Below are 15,665 nucleotides of genomic sequence, written 5' to 3' on the forward strand. Positions count from 1 at the left end.
CCGCCCTCGGCCCCCGGTCCTCGGCCTTCAGCCCTGGCCCCTCAGCTCCGGCCCCTCAGCCTTGAAACTCGGACCGTGACCCTTGGACCCCGGACAGGAGTCGGACGGCTCAACACCCGGGTTCCCGGCCCCCGTTGTGTCGTGCACCACATCCGGCGCGGACACGATTTCCGGCCGATGAGAAAACCTGATGCCCTCTGTCGCCCCTGCCCGGCCGATGCAACGATGGCCCCGCCATGACACCCGGTCGATGTTGCCGAGCCGTACGGGCCGCGATGTTCGCGGCCACCTGCGTGCTGCTCTCGTCGCTCGGGCACGTCCTCATGTCGGGAACCCCGGTTCCCTGGTGGGGCATGACCGCGGCGTTCGCCGGGACCTCGGCGACCGGCTGGATCCTGGCCGGGCGGGAGCGCGGCCTCGCGGCCGTCGTCTCCGCCACCGTCGGCGTCCAGGCGGCCCTGCACGGCGGATTCGCGCTGGCCCAGGCCACCGCGGCACGGCCCAAGGAACCGGGCGGTCCCTCGGCCTTGACCTCCCTGGGCCGCCGCTGGATCCAGTACCTGCTCTGCGCCGCCCCACCGGCGGCCGAAGCACCCGGGCCACACGGCACGCACGCCATGCACGGCATGCACGGCATGGCCGACGGCGCCGCCCCCCTCGCGACGAGCCTCCCGATGCCGAGCGCCCACGCCATGGGCTCGATGTCGCCGACGGGCATGCTCGCGGGCCACCTCCTGGCCGCCCTGCTCTGCGGTCTCTGGCTGGCCCACGGCGAACGCGGCGCCTTCCGCGTCCTGCGCGCCGTCGCCGCCCGCTTCCTCGTACCGCTGCGCCTGTTCTTCCGGCTCCCCGCGCCCGCACACCGGCCCCGCGTCCGCCCCACCCGGAACCACCGGGTCCGGACGCCCCGCAGGCTGCTGCTCGCCGACGCCCTCACCTCACGGGGTCCACCTCACGGGATCGCTGTCGTCTGACAGCCGGCTTCCCGACGCGCCGCGCACGGGCGGAACACCCGTACCCGTACTCGTACCGCGCCTCGGGCATCGGTCATGCCGTCCGGCAGGCCGTACTCCCCGTTCCCCGGCCCTCGCGATGCCCACGCGCCGAAGCAGTGGGGCAGCCGCGCAGCTGCGGTCCCTCAGGTCACTCCTGTCACCGCATGCACGGCGCTGCCCGCACGCCCGCGCCGCGGCCTCGCATCCGGCCGGATTCCCAGAAGGACACCAGGCGATGACCGCTGCCCTGCTCACGCGCCCGAACACCACCCGCACCACGAGCACCACCCGCACCGCTCTCCCCACGCCGGCCCCCACGCCCGCTCCCGCCCGCCGGGCGGCCGGCCCCGACGAAGCGGTCACCCTCCTCGCGCTGGCCGCCCGCGACGGCGACCCCGTGGCGGTGGACCAGTTCGTCCGCGCCCTGCACCACGACGTGCGCCGCTACGTCGCCTACCTCAGCGCGGACCCGCAGACCGCCGACGACCTGACCCAGGAGACCTTCCTGCGCGCCCTGGGCAGCCTGCACCGCTTCGAGGGCCGTTCCTCCGCCCGCACCTGGCTGCTCTCCATCGCGCGGCGCACCGTGGTGGACAGCCTGCGCCACAAGGCGGCCCGCCCCAAGATCGCCGACAGAGACGACTGGCAGACCGCGGCCGAGCAGAGCCAGCCCCGCGACGTGCCCGGCTTCGAGGACGGTGTCGCCCTCGCGGAGCTCTTGGCGGCGATCCCCGCCGAGCGCCGCGAGGTCTTCGTCCTCACCCAGCTCATGGGCCTCCCGTACGCCGAGGCGGCGCTCATGCTCGGCTGCCCGATCGGCACCGTCCGCTCAAGAGTGGCCCGGGCCCGCTCGTCCCTGATCGACCTCCTGGAGGACACGGACCCGGCCGCGGCCTGATCCGGAACGCCGGCCTGATCCGGAACGCCCGAACGGGGGCCCGACCGCGAGAACACGGCCGGGCCCCCGTTCGGCGGGCAGGGAGGGCTGCCCTCAGGCCAGGAGCTTCTCCTTGGCCTTGTCGAATTCCTCCTGGGTCAGGTGGCCCTGCTCCTTGAGGGAGGACAGCTTCGCGAGCTCCTCGGCAGGGCTGCTGCGCGGACCGGCGGCCTTCTGGACGTAGTCCTGGAAGGCCTTCTCGTTGGCCTGCGCCTGCTTCACATCGCGCCCGCTCATGCCCTTGCCGCGGACGATCAGGTAGACGAGGACGCCGATGTAGGGCAGCAGGAGCACCAGGATCAGCCAGCCGGCCTTGCCCCAGCCGTGCAGGTCGTGATCCCTGAAGATGTCAGTGATCACCTTGAACAGCAGGAAGAACCACATGACCCACAGGAAGAGCCAGAGCATGGTCCAGAACAGGTTGAGCAGTGGATAGTCGTCCACGCTTCACTCCGATCACATAAGGGACATATCAATTCATACCGTCCGCTCGGATGATCCGCACGCGGAGTAGCCGCTCCGCCCCCACCGCGGGACGATGAACCCATGGAGGAGGAGCGCCCCCTCACCGGGATCAGCCCCGCCGGCCGGATCGCCGCACCGGGAGAGGGCATCGGCCAGGACGAGCTGGCGCTCGCCGCCCGCAACCACGGGCTCCCGCTGGAGGCCCTGCGCTACGAGGTCACCCCGGCGGGCCTGCACTACGTGCTCGTGCACTACGACATCCCGGACACGGGCGCTTACACGGACGCGGGCACACGCACGGACGCCGGCACGTACACGGACGCGGGCACGATCCCGGCAACACCCCCCGCCCCCGGCCACACCCCCTGGCGCCTGACCGTCCGCGGCCACGTCCGGACCCCGCTGGACCTGACCCCGGACGACCTGCGGTCCCTGCCCTCCGTCACCCACCGGGTCACCATGGAGTGCGCCGGCAACGGGCGGGCCCGGCTGTCCCCGCGGCCGGTCAGCCAGCCCTGGCTGGTGGAGGCGGTCGGGACGGCCGAGTGGACCGGGGTGCCGCTGCGCGCGGTGCTCGCGGAGGCCGGGGTGACGCCGGAGGCCGTGGAGGCGGTGTTCACCGGCGCCGACCACGGGGTGGAGCGGGGCGTCGAGCAGGACTACCGGCGCAGCCTGCCGCTGCCCGTCGCCGTCGGCGGGGACGTGCTGCTGGCCCACACGATGAACGGCGGGCCCCTGCCGCCCCAGCACGGCCATCCGCTGCGGCTGGTGGTACCGGGCTGGTACGGCATGGCCCACGTGAAGTGGCTGCGCGACATCGAGCTCGTCGGCGCGGCGTTCCGCGGCTACCAGCAGGCCACGGCCTACCGGCTCAGGCAGAGCCCCGGGGAGCCCGGCGAGCCCGTCACCCGGATCGCCCCGCGCGCGCTGCTGATCCCGCCGGGGTTCCCCGATTTCATGTCCCGCACCCGGATCGTCGGCCCCGGCCCCGTGCGGCTCGCCGGGCGCGCCTGGTCGGGGCACGGGCCGGTCGTGCGGGTGGAGTTGAGCTCCGACGGGGGCGCCGGCTGGGCCGACGGCGAGGTGCTGCCGCAGGGCGCCCACCCGTACGCCTGGCAGGGCTGGCACGCCGACTGGACGGCGGTGCCGGGCCGTCACATCCTCCTGGTCCGCGCCACCGACGCCTCGGGACGCACACAGCCGGTCGAACAGCCGTGGAACCGCGGCGGCTTCGCGAACAACCAGACCCAGGCCGTCTCCGTGGTCTGCCGCTGAGGCCCGCCGTCCGCCGACCCCTTGCCACAGCGCTCCCCTTCCCCCGAAACTGACACATCGTCAGATCATTGCGAGGGAACGAGGAAGGGAACCGGGGATGCAGACCATCTGGCTCGGCGGGCCCGAATGGGTCGCCGTTCTGCGGATCGGGCTCGGGCTGTGGTGGCTGGAGAGCTGGCGGCACAAGGACAAGAAGGACTGGTTCGGCGGAGGCGGCATCCGCTGGGCGGCCGGCGTCGCCGAGAAGCACCGCTGGGGGTTCGTGACGCGCGGCTTCGACGTCGTCGTCAAGCCCCGTCCGCGTGTCATGGCCTACCTCGTCGCCTACGCCGAACTGGCCCTGGGCCTTGGCCTCATCGTCGGATTCCTGACCCCGATAGCCCTGCTCGCCGGGCTGCTGCTCAACCTGGTCTACCTGATCCTGATGATCCACGACTGGGGCGAGCAGGGGCAGAACCTGATGATGGCCCTGATCTCAGGCGTCGCCTTCTTCGCGATGGGCTGGCAGGTCTGGTCCCTGGACAACGCCCTCGGGCTGTTCTAGCCGCGCCGGTCGAGCGGGTTCGCCGCGATGCGCTCCTTCGCGCCGCTCGCCACGTAGGCCGCCGCCGCGCACTGCGGCTTGCGCGCGGCCTGGTCGGCGACGAGCGCGAAGAAGGCGTCACCGAAGCCGAGGCGCGGGTACTCCGTGAGCAGCGCGGCGGTGAAGACGGGGTCGGCGTCGAGGACGCCGACCCCGGAGACGTCGGCGGTCGTACCGATCTGGAGCAGGTGGCTCTCCACGTCCTCGGCGGCCGTGACGTCCTCGCGCATGTGCCGCACGATGATCTCCTCGGCCCGCGCCCGCCGCTCCGCGGGCCAGCCCAGGCCCGCCGTCAGCACGCGCGCGACGTGGCCGCCCGCTTCCTCGAAGGGCAGGGTGTGGCTGTCGAAGGGCGCGGTCAGCCCGAGATCGTGCACCAGCGCGCTGACGTAGAAGAGCTCGCGGTCGTACGCGAGGCCGTGCCGGTCCGCGTACTCGGCCCCGAAGGCGTACGACCGGACCGAGTGGTTCAGCAGCGCCCCGTCCGTGTATTCGGTGGCGATCTCCAGGGCCGCGCGGGCCGACGGAGTGTCAAGGGTCCATGTCACGAAGGTCATGGCAGGTCAGCGTAGGCGGGGGCGGAAGTCCACCTCCGACGGCCCCTCCTCTCCCGGCCAGGCGAGCAGCCGGGGCGGAGCCGCCGGGGTCTCGGCCAGGACGGTGCCGCGCGAGACGACGTAGCGGGGGCGGACCTGGCGGCGGACCGCCTCGGTGGGCGATTCGGCCGGCAGCAGTACGAAGGAGGCCGGGTTGCCCTGGCGGACCCCGTACTCGGAGGGCGACAGGCCCAGGACGCGCGCCGCGCGCTCGGTCACCATCTCGAAGGCCACCGGGATCTCGTCGGCCCCGGTGAGCTGGGCGGCGTAGATGCCGACGAGGGCGGTCTGCAGCGGGTTGCCGGTGCCGAGGGCGTTCCAGGGGTCCATCACGTCGTCGTGGCCGAAGGCCACGTTGACCCCCGCCGCCAGCATCTCCTTGACCTGGGTGAGGCCGCGGCGCTTGGGGTAGGCGTCGAAGCGGCCCTGGAGGTTGAGGTTGGCGAAGGGGTTCGAGACGAGGTTGATCCCGGAACGCGACAGCAGACGCTGGAGTTTGAAGCTGTACGCGCCGCCGTAGGAGCCCATCGCCGTCGTGTGCGAGGCCGTCACCTGCCCGCGCAGCCCCGAGCGCAGGGCGTGGGCGGCCAGCACCTCCACGAAACGGGACTGCTCGTCGTCGATCTCGTCGCAGTGCGCGTCCACGCGCAGGCCCTGCTCCTCGGCCAGCGCGAAGGCGACGGCCAGCGAGGCCACCCCGTCCTCCCGGGTGTCCTCGAAGTGCGGGATGGCCCCGACCACGTCGGCCCCGCGCCGGACCGCCTCGCGCAGCAGCCGCTCGCCGCCGGGGAAGGAGACGATCCCCTCCTGCGGGAAGGCGACGATCTGCAGGGTCATGACCTCCCGGACCCGGTCGCGCACCTCCAGCAGCGCGTCGAGCGCGGTCAGCGCCGGGTCGGTGACATCGCAGTGGGTGCGCACGTGCAGGACGCCCTGGGCCGCCTGCCAGCGCAGCACCTCCGTGGCCCGCGCGATCACGTCCTCGCGGGTCAGGGTCTTCTTGCGCTCGCTCCAGCAGGCGATGCCCTCCCAGAGGGTCCCGGAGACGTTGGGGCGCGGGTCTCCGGCCGTCAGGGCCGTGTCGAGGTGGATGTGCGGTTCGACGAAGGGCGCGCTGAGCAGGCCGCCGTGCGCCTCGATCAGCACCCCCGTCGCCGGCGGCTCCTTCTGGTCGTCGTACGGGAGCACGCGGGCGATCCGCCCGTCCTGCGCGACCTCGACGTCGTGCAGGCCTTCGCTGTGCAGCAGCCGGGCGCCCCGGACGATCATCCGCATCGCGTCAGCCTACGGCTCAACCCCGCTTCGCCTGGGCCTTCTGCTGCATGCCCCGGGTCTTCGCGGCGACCGAGTGGACATCGCGGACGGCGGCCTTGGCGCGCGCCTCGGCCGCGGTGTTCTTCGCCATCGCCCGCTCGGAATCCTGGTGGGACGGCTTGCCGGTACGCGCCTTCTTCGCCATGACCGCCACTCCTTCGCACAGCTCTCCGCAGATCTGCGCAGGTCAACACGTGTCTACGCAGCCTCGTACGCGGGACCGCGTACGCACACCACCCTGCGCCCGTTCGGCCCCGTCGGCATCTCGGGGGCCGGGCCGCGGCCGATCCGGTTACATGGGGTGCATGACTGACGCCACCGCCGACACGAACGACGCCAACGGCCCCGCCACGGACGCCGCCGCCCCGCCCGACTGGGAGCAGCGCTTCCGGGCCCCGCGCGTGGGGCTGCCCGAATGGGCCGAGGACGCGCCCGACCGCTCGCTCTTCGTCTCCAACGCCACCGGCACCTACGAGCTGTACGCCTGGGACCGCGCCACCGGCGTCCAGCGGCAGGCCACCGACCGGCCCAACGGGACCACCGACGGCACCCTCTCCCCCGACGGCGCGTGGGTCTGGTGGTTCTCCGACACCGACGGCGACGAGTTCGGCACCTGGGTCCGCCAGCCCTTCGCGGGCGGCCCCGACGAGCCGGCCACCCCCGGGCTGGAGCCCTCCTACCCGGCCGGGCTGGCCATCGGGCGGGACGGGACGGCCGTCGTGGGGCGCTCCACCGACGAGGACGGCACCACGATCCACGTGGTCCGGCCCGACGGGTCGGAGCCGGCCGTCGTCTACCGGCACCGCGAGTCCGCCGGCGTCGGCGACCTGTCCCGGGACGGGACCCTGCTCGCCGTCGAGCACACCGAGCACGGCGACGCGATGCACTCGGCGCTGCGCGTGATCACCCTGGACGGCGCCACCGTCGCCGAGCTGGACGACTCCAAGGGCGGCACCGAGGAACTGGGCCTCATGGTGCTCGGCTTCGCGCCCGTCGCGGGCGACACCCGGCTGCTGGTCGGCCACCAGCGGCGCGGCCGGTGGGAGCCGATGGTGTGGGACGTGGCCGCGGGCACCGAGGAGGGGCTCGCCGTCGACCTGCCGGGCGACGTCGGCGCCGAGTGGTACCCCGACGGGTCCGCGCTGCTGATCGAGCACGGCTACGAGGCGCGCAGCGAGCTCTTCCGCTACGACCTGGCCGCGCGGGAGCTCGTACGGCTGGACACCCCGCCGGGCACCGTGTCGGGTGCGACGGCGCGGCCCGACGGGTCCGTGGAGTACCAGTGGTCCTCCGCGGCCGAGCCCAGCGTCATCCGGTCGACCTCGGGCGGGGTCGTGCTCGACCCTCCCGGTTTCCGGCCGCCGGGCTCGGTACCGGTCGAGGACGTGTGGGTCGAGGGCCCCGGCGGGCGGATCCACGCCCTCGCCCAGCGGCCCGTCGGCCACGGCGACGGCCCCTTCCCCACCGTCTTCGAGATCCACGGCGGACCCACCTGGCACGACAGCGACGCCTTCGCGGCGACCCCGGCGGCCTGGCTCGACCACGGTTTCGCGGTGGTCCGCGTCAACTACCGCGGTTCGACCGGCTACGGCCGCGAGTGGACCGACGCCCTCAAGCACCGGGTCGGCCTGATCGAGCTGGAGGACGTCGCAGCCGTGCGCGCCTGGGCGGTGGACTCCGGGCTCGCGGACCCGGCGCGCCTGGTGCTGTCGGGCGGCTCCTGGGGCGGCTACCTGACGCTGCTGGGCCTCGGCACCCGGCCGGACGACTGGGCGGTGGGCCTGGCGGCCGTCCCGGTCGCCGACTACGTGACGGCGTACCACGACGAGATGGAGGCGCTGAAGTCCCTGGACCGCACCCTCTTCGGCGGTACCCCGGAGGAGGTCCCGGAGCGCTTCGAGGCCTCCTCCCCGCTGACGTACGTCGACGCCGTGAAGGCGCCCGTCCACATCGCGGCCGGGCTCAACGACCCGCGCTGCCCCCTCCAGCAGATCGAGAACTACGTGGAGCGGCTGGCGGCGCGCGGGGCGGAGCACGAGGTGTACCGCTACGACGCCGGGCACGGCTCGCTCGTCGTGGAGGAGCGGATCAAGCAGGTCCGGATGGAGATCGACTTCGCGCTGAAGCACCTGCCGCGCTAGCCCCGGCAACGGCGAACCGGTGCGCCCCCCGTACGGTGGTGGGGTGCACCGGTTTCTCCTGACCCCGCGCTGGTGGGGGATCAACGTCTTCGTCGCCCTCGGCGTTCCCTTCTGCCTGTTCATGGGGACCTGGCAGCTCGGCCGGTTCGAGGACCGCGTCGACACCCACAAGGAGGCGACCAGCGCACGCCCCGCCGAACAGGCGGCCGCGCCGCTGGAATCGCTGCTCCCGGTGGACAAGCAGACCTCCGGACGGCTCACTTCGGTCTCCGGGGAGTACGCCGACCAGCTCCTCGTCCCCGAGCGGCGGCTCGACGGGAAGTCCGGCTTCTACGTCCTGACCCTGCTGAAGACCGACACCGGCAAGGCCGTCCCCGTGGTCCGGGGCTGGCTGCCCGGCAACGCCGACGCCAGCCGGGCCCCGGCTCCGCCGGCCGGGCGGGTCGAGGTGACGGGGGCGCTCCAGGCCTCGGAGAACTCCACCAGCAAGGGCGTCTACTCCGCGGGCGGGCTGCCGGCCGGGCAGCTCGGCGTCATCGGGGCCGCCTCGCTCGTCAACATCGTGCCGTACGGCCTGTACGACGCCTGGCTGACCGTGCAGACGCCCGCCGACGGGATGACCCCGGTGCCCGCGCAGGCACCGGCCAACACCGGGCTGGACCTGAAGGCCTTCCAGAACCTCGGCTACACCGGCGAGTGGTTCGTCTTCGCCGCGTTCGTGCTCTTCATGTGGTTCCGGCTGTACCGCCGCGAGGTGGAGACCCTGCGCGACGCCGAGGCGGGCCTCCTCGCCGAGGCCCCGGCGGAGCAGGAGCCCACCAGGCAGGACCCGGCAGCGCCGGCCCCTGCCGGGGCCGGCTCCGCCCCGGTCACCTGAGCGGGATGACGCCCGTCCGGTAGACCGTTCCGCCGCACGCCTCCGGGATGGACAGCTGCGTCGTCGGGCCGTCGGGACCGTCCGGATTGGGCGTGTGGGCCACCAGGGCGCCGAGCGGCGGGTTGGCCCCCTGGGACTGGCCCGAGTCCGTGCCCGTCCCCGCGTCCGCGGAGCCGGAGCCCTGCTCCGGCGGGTTGGCCCCGCCGTTCGCACCGGGGCAGCCCCCCTCCGGGGGCACATAGGCGAATCGGACCTCGTACTGCCCGTTCGGCGGGAGCACCAGCCGCAGGGTCTCCACCGACGGGTCGGGCAGCAGCCCGGTCGCCGCATCGCCCGTGACGTGGTTGACGACCGTCACCGGGGCGCCGCCCTGGAACGCCGGGCCCGCCGCCAGCGACTCCGGGCCGCGGACGGTGCAACTGCTCGACGACACGTTGGTCACCTTGAAACCGCCGGCGACCTTGCCTCCGGACGACGGGGCCCGGGTACTGCCCGCCACGGAGATCTGGCTCTGGGCGCAGTTGGGCACGACCCCGGGGACGGGCGGGATGCCGCCGCCGACGGAGCCGGTGGTGCCGGGGACGGGCGAGGAGGCGCGGGGCGGGGTGATGTTCGGCCCGCCGATGCTCGGAAGGCCGCCGCCCCCGCCCGGCGGCAGCGGCGGCAGGGTGCTGGCGTCGCCGTCGTCCGTCTTGTCCTTGCCGTCCTTGTCCTTGTCCTTGTCGGAGGTCTTCTTCGGCTTCGGACGGGAGCCGGAGCCGTTCTGGTGCAGGCCGGACCCCTTCGAGTCCCCGCCCTGCTGGCCGTGGCCCGCCATCGTGGAACGGTCGGAGCTCCCGCCCGTGGCGGAGGTCAGGTGCAGGCCCAAGGGGATCCCGCCGCCCAGCACCACGACGGCCGCCGCGGCGGCGACGAGGATCCGCTGGTTGCGGACCCGGCGCGCGGGGACCGCGTACCGCAGCCGCTCCAGCGCGCCACCCGAGGGCTCGATCCCGCCGACGGCCCCGCGCAGCAGATCGCGCAGCACGTCCTCCTCGGCCCTGGGCTCGGAGGCGGCGGACGCGGATCCGCCGGTCGGGCCGGTCGGCTCCGGTTCCCGGCCCTCGTTCTTCTTGCGGTCCTCACTCATGACTGCGCAGCCTCCATCGCCACCCGCAGCGCGGCAATGCCCCGCGACCCGTACGCCTTGACCGAACCGAGCGATATGCCGAGGGTCTCGGCGACCTGGGCCTCCGTCATGTCAGAGAAGTAGCGCAGCGACAGCACCTCTCGCTGGCGTCGCTGGAGCCCGCGCATCGCCTTGATGAGATCGTCCCGTTCCAGCAGGTCGTACGCGCCCTCCTCGGCGCTCGCCATGTCCGGCATCGGCTTCGACAGAAGCTTCAGGCCGAGGATGCGGCGGCGCAGGGCGGAGCGCGAGAGGTTGACGACGGTCTGGCGCAGGTAGGCCAGCGTCTTGTCCCGGTCCCGGACCCTCTTGCGGGCCGAGTGGACGCGGATGAAGGCCTCTTGGACGACGTCCTCGCAGGAGGCGGTGTCGTCGAGGAGCAGTGCGGCGAGGCCCAGGAGCGAGCGGTAGTGCGCCTGGTAGGTCTCCGTGAGGTGGTCGACGGTGGTCCCCGCGATCACCTCGACCACTTCGGCGACTTCGGCGGCTTCAGCGACCTCGGCCGGCACGTCCTCCGCGCTGTCGCGCGGGGCGGGCACCAGGCCCTCCAGCGAAGGGGCTCCGGACGCCGTGGCGGCGGGCGGAACGGGAACGATCACCGGGCGCCCGCCGGGCGTGCGGGACCGCAGGCGCGACGGGACCGGGAGCATCCCGGTGCGCGCCGGGAGGACGGGGAGTTCGAGCAATGCTTCTGCCACGCCTGTTGGACACGCGTCCCCCCGGCAGGGTTGTACGCGCACGGCAGATTCATCGGCGGGATTCTCATCGTCTTCTTGCGTAGCTGCTCACCCGGGCACGCGTCGTCGTACGACGACGGCCTCGGGCCATCACCTCGATCAAGGTATTAACGATGATCCTACAAACTGAAAGAGCCAAAATCAGCCGCGATGAGCTCCGCAGTTTGCGTGGCATTGAGCGCGGCGCCCTGACGGAGGTTGTCCGCGCAGACGAAGAACTCCAGCGAGCGCGGGTCGTCGAGCGAGCGCCGTACCCGTCCCACCCAGGCCGGATCCGTTCCCGCGGCGTCCGAAGGCGTCGGGAACTCCCCCGCGGCCGGATCGTCCACGAGGACCACCCCGGGCGCCGATTCCAGGATCTCCCGGGCGTGCACCGCCTCGACCGCGCCCTCGAACCGGGCCCGTACGGTCAGCGAGTGCCCGGTCAGTACGGGGACCTGTACGCAGGTCACGGACACCGGCAGCTCCGCCAGGTCCAGGATCCGGCGCACCTGCGCCCGTACGGCCAGCTCGTGCGAGGACCAGCCGTCCTCGCGGAGCTCACCGGACCACGGCACCACGTTGAGCGCGAGCGGACCCGCGAAGGGCCCGGTGTCCTCGCCCACGGCCCGGCGCACGTCCCCGGGATGCTCCCCCAGGGAACTGCCGGCGACGAGCGACAGCTGGCGGCGCAGTGCCTCCGCCCCGGCCCGGCCGGCCGCGCTCGCGGCCTGGTAGGTGGAGACGGCCAGATCGGCCAGCGCGTACTCGGCGTGCAGCGCGCCCACCGCGGCGCTCATCGCCGCGGTCACGCAGTCGGGCCCGGCGACGATCCCGCGCGGCCGGATCCGGGCCGCGTGCCCGTTGACCTCGGGCACCACGAGCGGTACCTCGGGGTCCTCGCGGAAAGCCGCGGACTGGTCCACCACGACGGCACCGCGCGCGGTGACGACGGGAGCCCACCGGGCCGAGACCTCGGCCGGGGTCAGGAAGAGCGCGATGTCGCCCGCCCCGAGGCCGTCGAAGGCGTCTTCGGTGAGGGCGAGCACCTCGGCCTCCGTGCCGCGCACGGTCAGCCTGCGGCCGGCCGAGCGCGCGGAGGCGATCAGGCGTACGTCGCCCCAGACGTCGGCCCGCTGGGACAGCATCTGGAGCAGGACGGAGCCGACGGCTCCGGTCGCCCCGACCACGGCGAGTGCCGGGGCGGGGGCGGACCGGGCCGCGGGCGGGATCAACGTCCCGTGCCGCCGTAGACGACGGCTTCGTCGCCGCTGTCGTTGTCGAGCCCGAAGGCCGTGTGCACGGCGCGGACGGCCTCGTTGACGTCGTCCTGGCGGGTCACCACCGAGATGCGGATCTCCGAGGTGGAGATGAGCTCGATGTTGACGCCCGCGTCGGACAGCGCCTGGAAGAACGAGGCGGTGACGCCGGGGTTGGTCTTCATGCCCGCGCCGACCAGGGAGATCTTGCCGATCTGGTCGTCGTAGCGCAGGGAGTCGAAGCCGATGGTGCCCTTCGCCTTCTCCAGGGCGTCGATGGCCTTGTGGCCCTCGGCCTTGGGGAGGGTGAAGGAGATGTCCGTGAGGCCCGTGGAGGCCGCGGACACGTTCTGCACGATCATGTCGATGTTGATCTCGGCGTCCGCGATGGCGCGGAAGATGGCCGCGGCCTCACCCGGCTTGTCCGGGACGCCGACGACCGTGATCTTGGCTTCGGAGACGTCGTGAGCGACTCCGGAGATGATGGCGTGCTCCACCGGCTCGTCCCCTTGCGGATTCTCGTTGCTGACCCAGGTGCCCGGCAGTCCCGAGAAGGACGAGCGGACGTGGATCGGGATGTTGTAGCGGCGCGCGTACTCGACGCAGCGGTGCAGCAGCACCTTGGAGCCGGAGGCCGCGAGCTCCAGCATGTCCTCGGAGTTGATCCACTCGATCTTCCGGGCCTTCTTCACGACGCGGGGGTCCGCGGTGAAGACGCCGTCGACATCGGTGTAGATCTCGCAGACCTCGGCGTCCAGCGCCGCGGCGAGCGCGACGGCGGTCGTGTCCGAGCCGCCCCGGCCGAGGGTGGTGATGTCCTTGCTGTCGGCCGACACGCCCTGGAAGCCGGCGACGATGGCGATGTTGCCCTCGTCCAGCGCGGTGCGGATACGGCCCGGCGTGACATCGATGATGCGCGCTTTGTTGTGGACCGAGTCGGTGATGACGCCTGCCTGGCTACCGGTGAACGACTGGGCCTCGTGGCCCAGGTTTTTGATCGCCATGGCCAGCAGGGCCATGGAGATCCGCTCTCCGGCGGTCAGCAGCATGTCGAATTCACGCCCGGCAGGCATCGGGGACACCTGCTCGGCGAGATCGATCAGCTCGTCCGTCGTGTCGCCCATCGCGGAAACCACGACGACCACTTGGTGGCCGTTCTTCTTGGCATCCACGATCCGCTTGGCAACACGCTTGATGCCTTCGGCATCGGCTACGGAGGAGCCTCCGTACTTCTGCACGACAAGGCCCACGTGCGCTCCTCGCTCAGTCCGTCTCATTGCTGGTGCAGTCTAACGAGCGGCCGCGATACGACCGCCTCGTACCACATCATGAGACGAAAAGATCAGAAGACGGGTTCCCCCGCCGGTGACTTTTCCCGGATGTCTCCGGATGTCTGCGGATCTCTGCCGATGTCGCCGGGTGTCTCGCGTGTCTCCCGGACGTCAGCGCCGGCCGAGCTGGCCGAGCTCCTCGGCCATGACCTGCCCTGCCTGCTCCGCGAGCTCGTCCTCGGCGAGGTCCTCGTCCGTGTCCAGCCCGTCCAGCGCGGCCAGCGGCTGGTCGAGACGGACGTGCGCGATCAGCGACTGGAGGGCGCGCAGTGTGGCCGAGGCCGTGGGACCCCAGTTGGTGAAGTACGAGAACTGCCACCACCACAGGGCCTCGGTGATCCGGCCCGCCTGGTGGTGGATGAGCCCGTGCCGCAGGTCGGCCACCACATCGGCCAGGTCGTCGGAGATCCGGTGCGGGACCGGGGCCTTGCGCGGCTCGTAGGGGTCGAAGACCTCCGAGTAGACGTCGACCGGCTCCAGCATCACCGAGAACCGCTCGCGCAGGTCCTCCACGTCCGGCTCCGGGCCCAGGTCGGGCTCGTAGCGCTCGTCGGGCAGGACGTCCTGGTACGCGCCCAGCCGGCCGCCCGCCAGCAGCAGCTGGGACACCTCCAGGAGGAGGAAGGGCACGGCGCTGTCCGGGTCCTCGCCCTTGGCCACCTCGGTGACCGCGACGATGAAGGACTCGATCTGGTCCGCGATCGAAGCCGCGAAATCGTCCGGATCCAGTCCCAGGGCGTGCAGCGTTGCGTCAGACATCGAGAAGTCGCCTTCCTTCAAAGGCCCGCCCGAGCGTGACCTCGTCCGCGTACTCCAGATCTCCCCCGACGGGGAGCCCGCTGGCCAGGCGGGTGACCTTCAGGCCCATGGGCTTCATCATGCGGGCGAGGTAGGTGGCGGTCGCCTCGCCTTCCAGATTCGGGTCGGTCGCGATGATCAGCTCGGTGACCGAACCGTCCGCGAGCCGCGCCAGCAGCTCCCGGATGCGCAGATCGTCCGGGCCGACGCCCTCGATCGGGCTGATCGCGCCGCCGAGGACGTGGTACCGGCCCCGGAACTCGCGGGTCCGCTCGATCGCGACGACGTCCTTCGACTCCTCGACCACACAGATGACCGTGAGATCGCGGCGCGGATCGCGGCAGATGTTGCACCGCTCCTCCTGCGCCACGTTCCCGCACACCGCACAGAACCGGACCTTGTCCTTGACCTCGAGCAGCGCGTGCGCGAGGCGGCGGACGTCGGTGGGCTCGGCCTGCAGGATGTGGAAGGCGATCCGCTGCGCGCTCTTGGGCCCGACGCCGGGCAGCCTGCCCAGTTCGTCGATCAGGTCCTGGACCACGCCTTCGTACAACGGACTGCCTTCTTTCGGGACGGGAGGGGCGGGACGAGCGGGAGGAGCGGGAACTTCGGGAGGGTCACCGGGCCGGGGAGGCCCGGGGAGGGACTAGAACGGGAGGCCTGGGATGCCGCTGCCGCCGCCCAGCCCCTGCGTCAGCGGGCCCAGCTTCTGCTGCTGGAGCGCCTGCGCATTCTCGTTGGCCGCCTGCACCGCCGCGACCACCAGGTCCGCGAGCGTCTCGGTGTCCTCGGGGTCCACGGCCTTCGGGTCGATCACCAGCGCGCGCAGTTCACCGGAACCGGTGACGGTCGCCTTCACCAGGCCGCCGCCGGCCTGGCCCTCGACCTCGGCCTGCGCCAGCTCCTCCTGCGCGACGGCAAGGTCCTGCTGCATCTTCTGGGCCTGCTGGAGCAGCTGCTGCATGTTGGGCTGACCACCACCGGGAATCACAGGTCACTCACTCCGTAGCGTCGGGCCAAGCGCCGGCGGCTTGGTCAATCCGAGCCTACGTGCTCCCCGCGCGCCGCGCCCTACGCCGTGAGGACCAACTCTTTCGAGTGAGAGACGCGGCGTGCGCGTACCTGATGACGCCCCTCTTGAGGGCGGAAATCCCGGGAATCGTTGCCCACCGCGTCTCATTCGAAGGTAGGAAGAGCATGCGCACCATTG

Annotated in this window: 17 protein-coding genes; 6 read left to right on the forward strand and 11 right to left on the reverse strand. The window is 72.3% G+C overall.

The features are described 5' to 3' along the window. Window positions 1–236 precede the first annotated feature (236 nt). A complete protein-coding gene (locus tag ACIA8F_RS22530; RefSeq protein WP_399381182.1) occupies window positions 237–974 on the forward strand; it encodes a hypothetical protein in 738 nt (245 codons plus the stop codon). 256 nt (window positions 975–1,230) lie between these two features. Further along, window positions 1,231–1,893 carry a sigma-70 family RNA polymerase sigma factor gene (locus tag ACIA8F_RS22535; RefSeq protein ID WP_399381183.1) on the forward strand — a complete coding sequence of 221 codons (663 nt, stop codon included), beginning with the start codon at window positions 1,231–1,233 and terminating at the stop codon, window positions 1,891–1,893. 93 nt (window positions 1,894–1,986) lie between these two features. On the opposite strand, the gene ACIA8F_RS22540 is transcribed toward ACIA8F_RS22535, so the two are convergent. Next, window positions 1,987–2,376: an SHOCT domain-containing protein gene (locus ACIA8F_RS22540; protein ID WP_399381185.1), complete on the reverse strand. Its 390-nt coding sequence runs from the start codon at window positions 2,374–2,376 to the stop codon at window positions 1,987–1,989. A 102-nt stretch (window positions 2,377–2,478) separates the two neighbouring features. Here ACIA8F_RS22540 and ACIA8F_RS22545 point away from each other — a divergent pair, with 102 nt between their 5' ends. Next, entirely contained in the window at window positions 2,479–3,672 is a 1,194-nt protein-coding gene (locus tag ACIA8F_RS22545; RefSeq protein ID WP_399381186.1) for a sulfite oxidase, read from the forward strand. Between the two features lie 97 nt (window positions 3,673–3,769). Beyond that, a complete protein-coding gene (locus tag ACIA8F_RS22550; protein ID WP_399381188.1) occupies window positions 3,770–4,216 on the forward strand; it encodes a DoxX family protein in 447 nt (148 codons plus the stop codon). Here the strand turns inward: ACIA8F_RS22550 and ACIA8F_RS22555 are convergent. The 3 genes from ACIA8F_RS22555 to ACIA8F_RS22565 are packed head-to-tail and all read right to left on the reverse strand — an operon-like array spanning window position 4,213 to window position 6,310. After that, window positions 4,213–4,812, reverse strand: a complete 600-nt coding sequence (locus ACIA8F_RS22555) for an HD domain-containing protein (RefSeq protein ID WP_399381189.1) — start codon at window positions 4,810–4,812, stop codon at window positions 4,213–4,215. The two genes, ACIA8F_RS22550 and ACIA8F_RS22555, sit on opposite strands and share 4 nt — an antisense overlap. Before the next feature lie 6 nt (window positions 4,813–4,818). Next, entirely contained in the window at window positions 4,819–6,126 is a 1,308-nt protein-coding gene (gene codA, locus ACIA8F_RS22560; protein ID WP_399381191.1) for a cytosine deaminase, read from the reverse strand. A 16-nt stretch (window positions 6,127–6,142) separates the two neighbouring features. Then, window positions 6,143–6,310: a hypothetical protein gene (locus tag ACIA8F_RS22565; RefSeq protein ID WP_399381193.1), complete on the reverse strand. Its 168-nt coding sequence runs from the start codon at window positions 6,308–6,310 to the stop codon at window positions 6,143–6,145. A 151-nt stretch (window positions 6,311–6,461) separates the two neighbouring features. On the opposite strand from ACIA8F_RS22565, the gene ACIA8F_RS22570 reads away from it, so the two are divergent. Further along, complete coding sequence (locus ACIA8F_RS22570; protein WP_399381195.1) at window positions 6,462–8,306, forward strand: prolyl oligopeptidase family serine peptidase; 1,845 nt, start codon at window positions 6,462–6,464, stop codon at window positions 8,304–8,306. 43 nt (window positions 8,307–8,349) lie between these two features. Further along, window positions 8,350–9,183, forward strand: a complete 834-nt coding sequence (locus ACIA8F_RS22575; RefSeq protein ID WP_399381197.1) for an SURF1 family protein — start codon at window positions 8,350–8,352, stop codon at window positions 9,181–9,183. Here the strand turns inward: ACIA8F_RS22575 and ACIA8F_RS22580 are convergent. From ACIA8F_RS22580 to ACIA8F_RS22610, 7 genes are all read right to left on the reverse strand, one after another. Continuing rightward, window positions 9,176–10,312, reverse strand: a complete 1,137-nt coding sequence (locus ACIA8F_RS22580) for a hypothetical protein (protein ID WP_399381199.1) — start codon at window positions 10,310–10,312, stop codon at window positions 9,176–9,178. The genes ACIA8F_RS22575 and ACIA8F_RS22580 overlap by 8 nt on opposite strands. Further along, window positions 10,309–11,001: a SigE family RNA polymerase sigma factor gene (locus tag ACIA8F_RS22585; protein WP_399381283.1), complete on the reverse strand. Its 693-nt coding sequence runs from the start codon at window positions 10,999–11,001 to the stop codon at window positions 10,309–10,311. Before ACIA8F_RS22585 ends, ACIA8F_RS22580 begins: the two co-directional genes overlap by 4 nt. Before the next feature lie 206 nt (window positions 11,002–11,207). Then, window positions 11,208–12,302 (reverse strand): aspartate-semialdehyde dehydrogenase, encoded by a 1,095-nt coding sequence (locus tag ACIA8F_RS22590; protein WP_399381201.1) that lies wholly within the window; start codon window positions 12,300–12,302, stop codon window positions 11,208–11,210. Continuing rightward, window positions 12,299–13,576 carry an aspartate kinase gene (locus ACIA8F_RS22595; protein WP_399381203.1) on the reverse strand — a complete coding sequence of 426 codons (1,278 nt, stop codon included), beginning with the start codon at window positions 13,574–13,576 and terminating at the stop codon, window positions 12,299–12,301. Before ACIA8F_RS22595 ends, ACIA8F_RS22590 begins: the two co-directional genes overlap by 4 nt. A gap of 192 nt (window positions 13,577–13,768) precedes the next feature. Next, window positions 13,769–14,416 (reverse strand): DUF5063 domain-containing protein, encoded by a 648-nt coding sequence (locus ACIA8F_RS22600; protein WP_327305405.1) that lies wholly within the window; start codon window positions 14,414–14,416, stop codon window positions 13,769–13,771. Continuing rightward, window positions 14,409–15,008, reverse strand: coding sequence for a recombination mediator RecR (recR, locus tag ACIA8F_RS22605; RefSeq protein ID WP_243330636.1), 600 nt, complete (start codon window positions 15,006–15,008; stop codon window positions 14,409–14,411). Before recR ends, ACIA8F_RS22600 begins: the two co-directional genes overlap by 8 nt. 93 nt (window positions 15,009–15,101) lie before the next feature. Then, window positions 15,102–15,446, reverse strand: coding sequence for a YbaB/EbfC family nucleoid-associated protein (locus tag ACIA8F_RS22610; protein ID WP_399381204.1), 345 nt, complete (start codon window positions 15,444–15,446; stop codon window positions 15,102–15,104). Window positions 15,447–15,665 lie beyond the last annotated feature (219 nt).

Origin of the sequence: Streptomyces sp. NPDC051563, from assembly GCF_044454225.1 — a bacterium.
GTDB lineage: Bacteria > Actinomycetota > Actinomycetes > Streptomycetales > Streptomycetaceae > Streptomyces.

Excerpts from the sequence above, each read along its gene's own strand:
- ACIA8F_RS22530 (WP_399381182.1), top strand. The coding sequence starts at position 237 with ATGACACCCGGTCGATGTTGCCGAGCCGTACGGGCCGCGATGTTCGCG.
- ACIA8F_RS22535 (WP_399381183.1), top strand. The coding sequence starts at position 1,231 with ATGACCGCTGCCCTGCTCACGCGCCCGAACACCACCCGCACCACGAGC.
- ACIA8F_RS22545 (WP_399381186.1), top strand. The coding sequence starts at position 2,479 with ATGGAGGAGGAGCGCCCCCTCACCGGGATCAGCCCCGCCGGCCGGATC.
- ACIA8F_RS22550 (WP_399381188.1), top strand. The coding sequence starts at position 3,770 with ATGCAGACCATCTGGCTCGGCGGGCCCGAATGGGTCGCCGTTCTGCGG.
- ACIA8F_RS22555 (WP_399381189.1), bottom strand. The coding sequence starts at position 4,812 with ATGACCTTCGTGACATGGACCCTTGACACTCCGTCGGCCCGCGCGGCC.
- codA (WP_399381191.1), bottom strand. The coding sequence starts at position 6,126 with ATGCGGATGATCGTCCGGGGCGCCCGGCTGCTGCACAGCGAAGGCCTG.
- ACIA8F_RS22565 (WP_399381193.1), bottom strand. The coding sequence starts at position 6,310 with ATGGCGAAGAAGGCGCGTACCGGCAAGCCGTCCCACCAGGATTCCGAG.
- ACIA8F_RS22570 (WP_399381195.1), top strand. The coding sequence starts at position 6,462 with ATGGGGTGCATGACTGACGCCACCGCCGACACGAACGACGCCAACGGC.
- ACIA8F_RS22580 (WP_399381199.1), bottom strand. The coding sequence starts at position 10,312 with ATGAGTGAGGACCGCAAGAAGAACGAGGGCCGGGAACCGGAGCCGACC.
- ACIA8F_RS22585 (WP_399381283.1), bottom strand. The coding sequence starts at position 11,001 with ATGCTCCCGGTCCCGTCGCGCCTGCGGTCCCGCACGCCCGGCGGGCGC.
- ACIA8F_RS22600 (WP_327305405.1), bottom strand. The coding sequence starts at position 14,416 with ATGTCTGACGCAACGCTGCACGCCCTGGGACTGGATCCGGACGATTTC.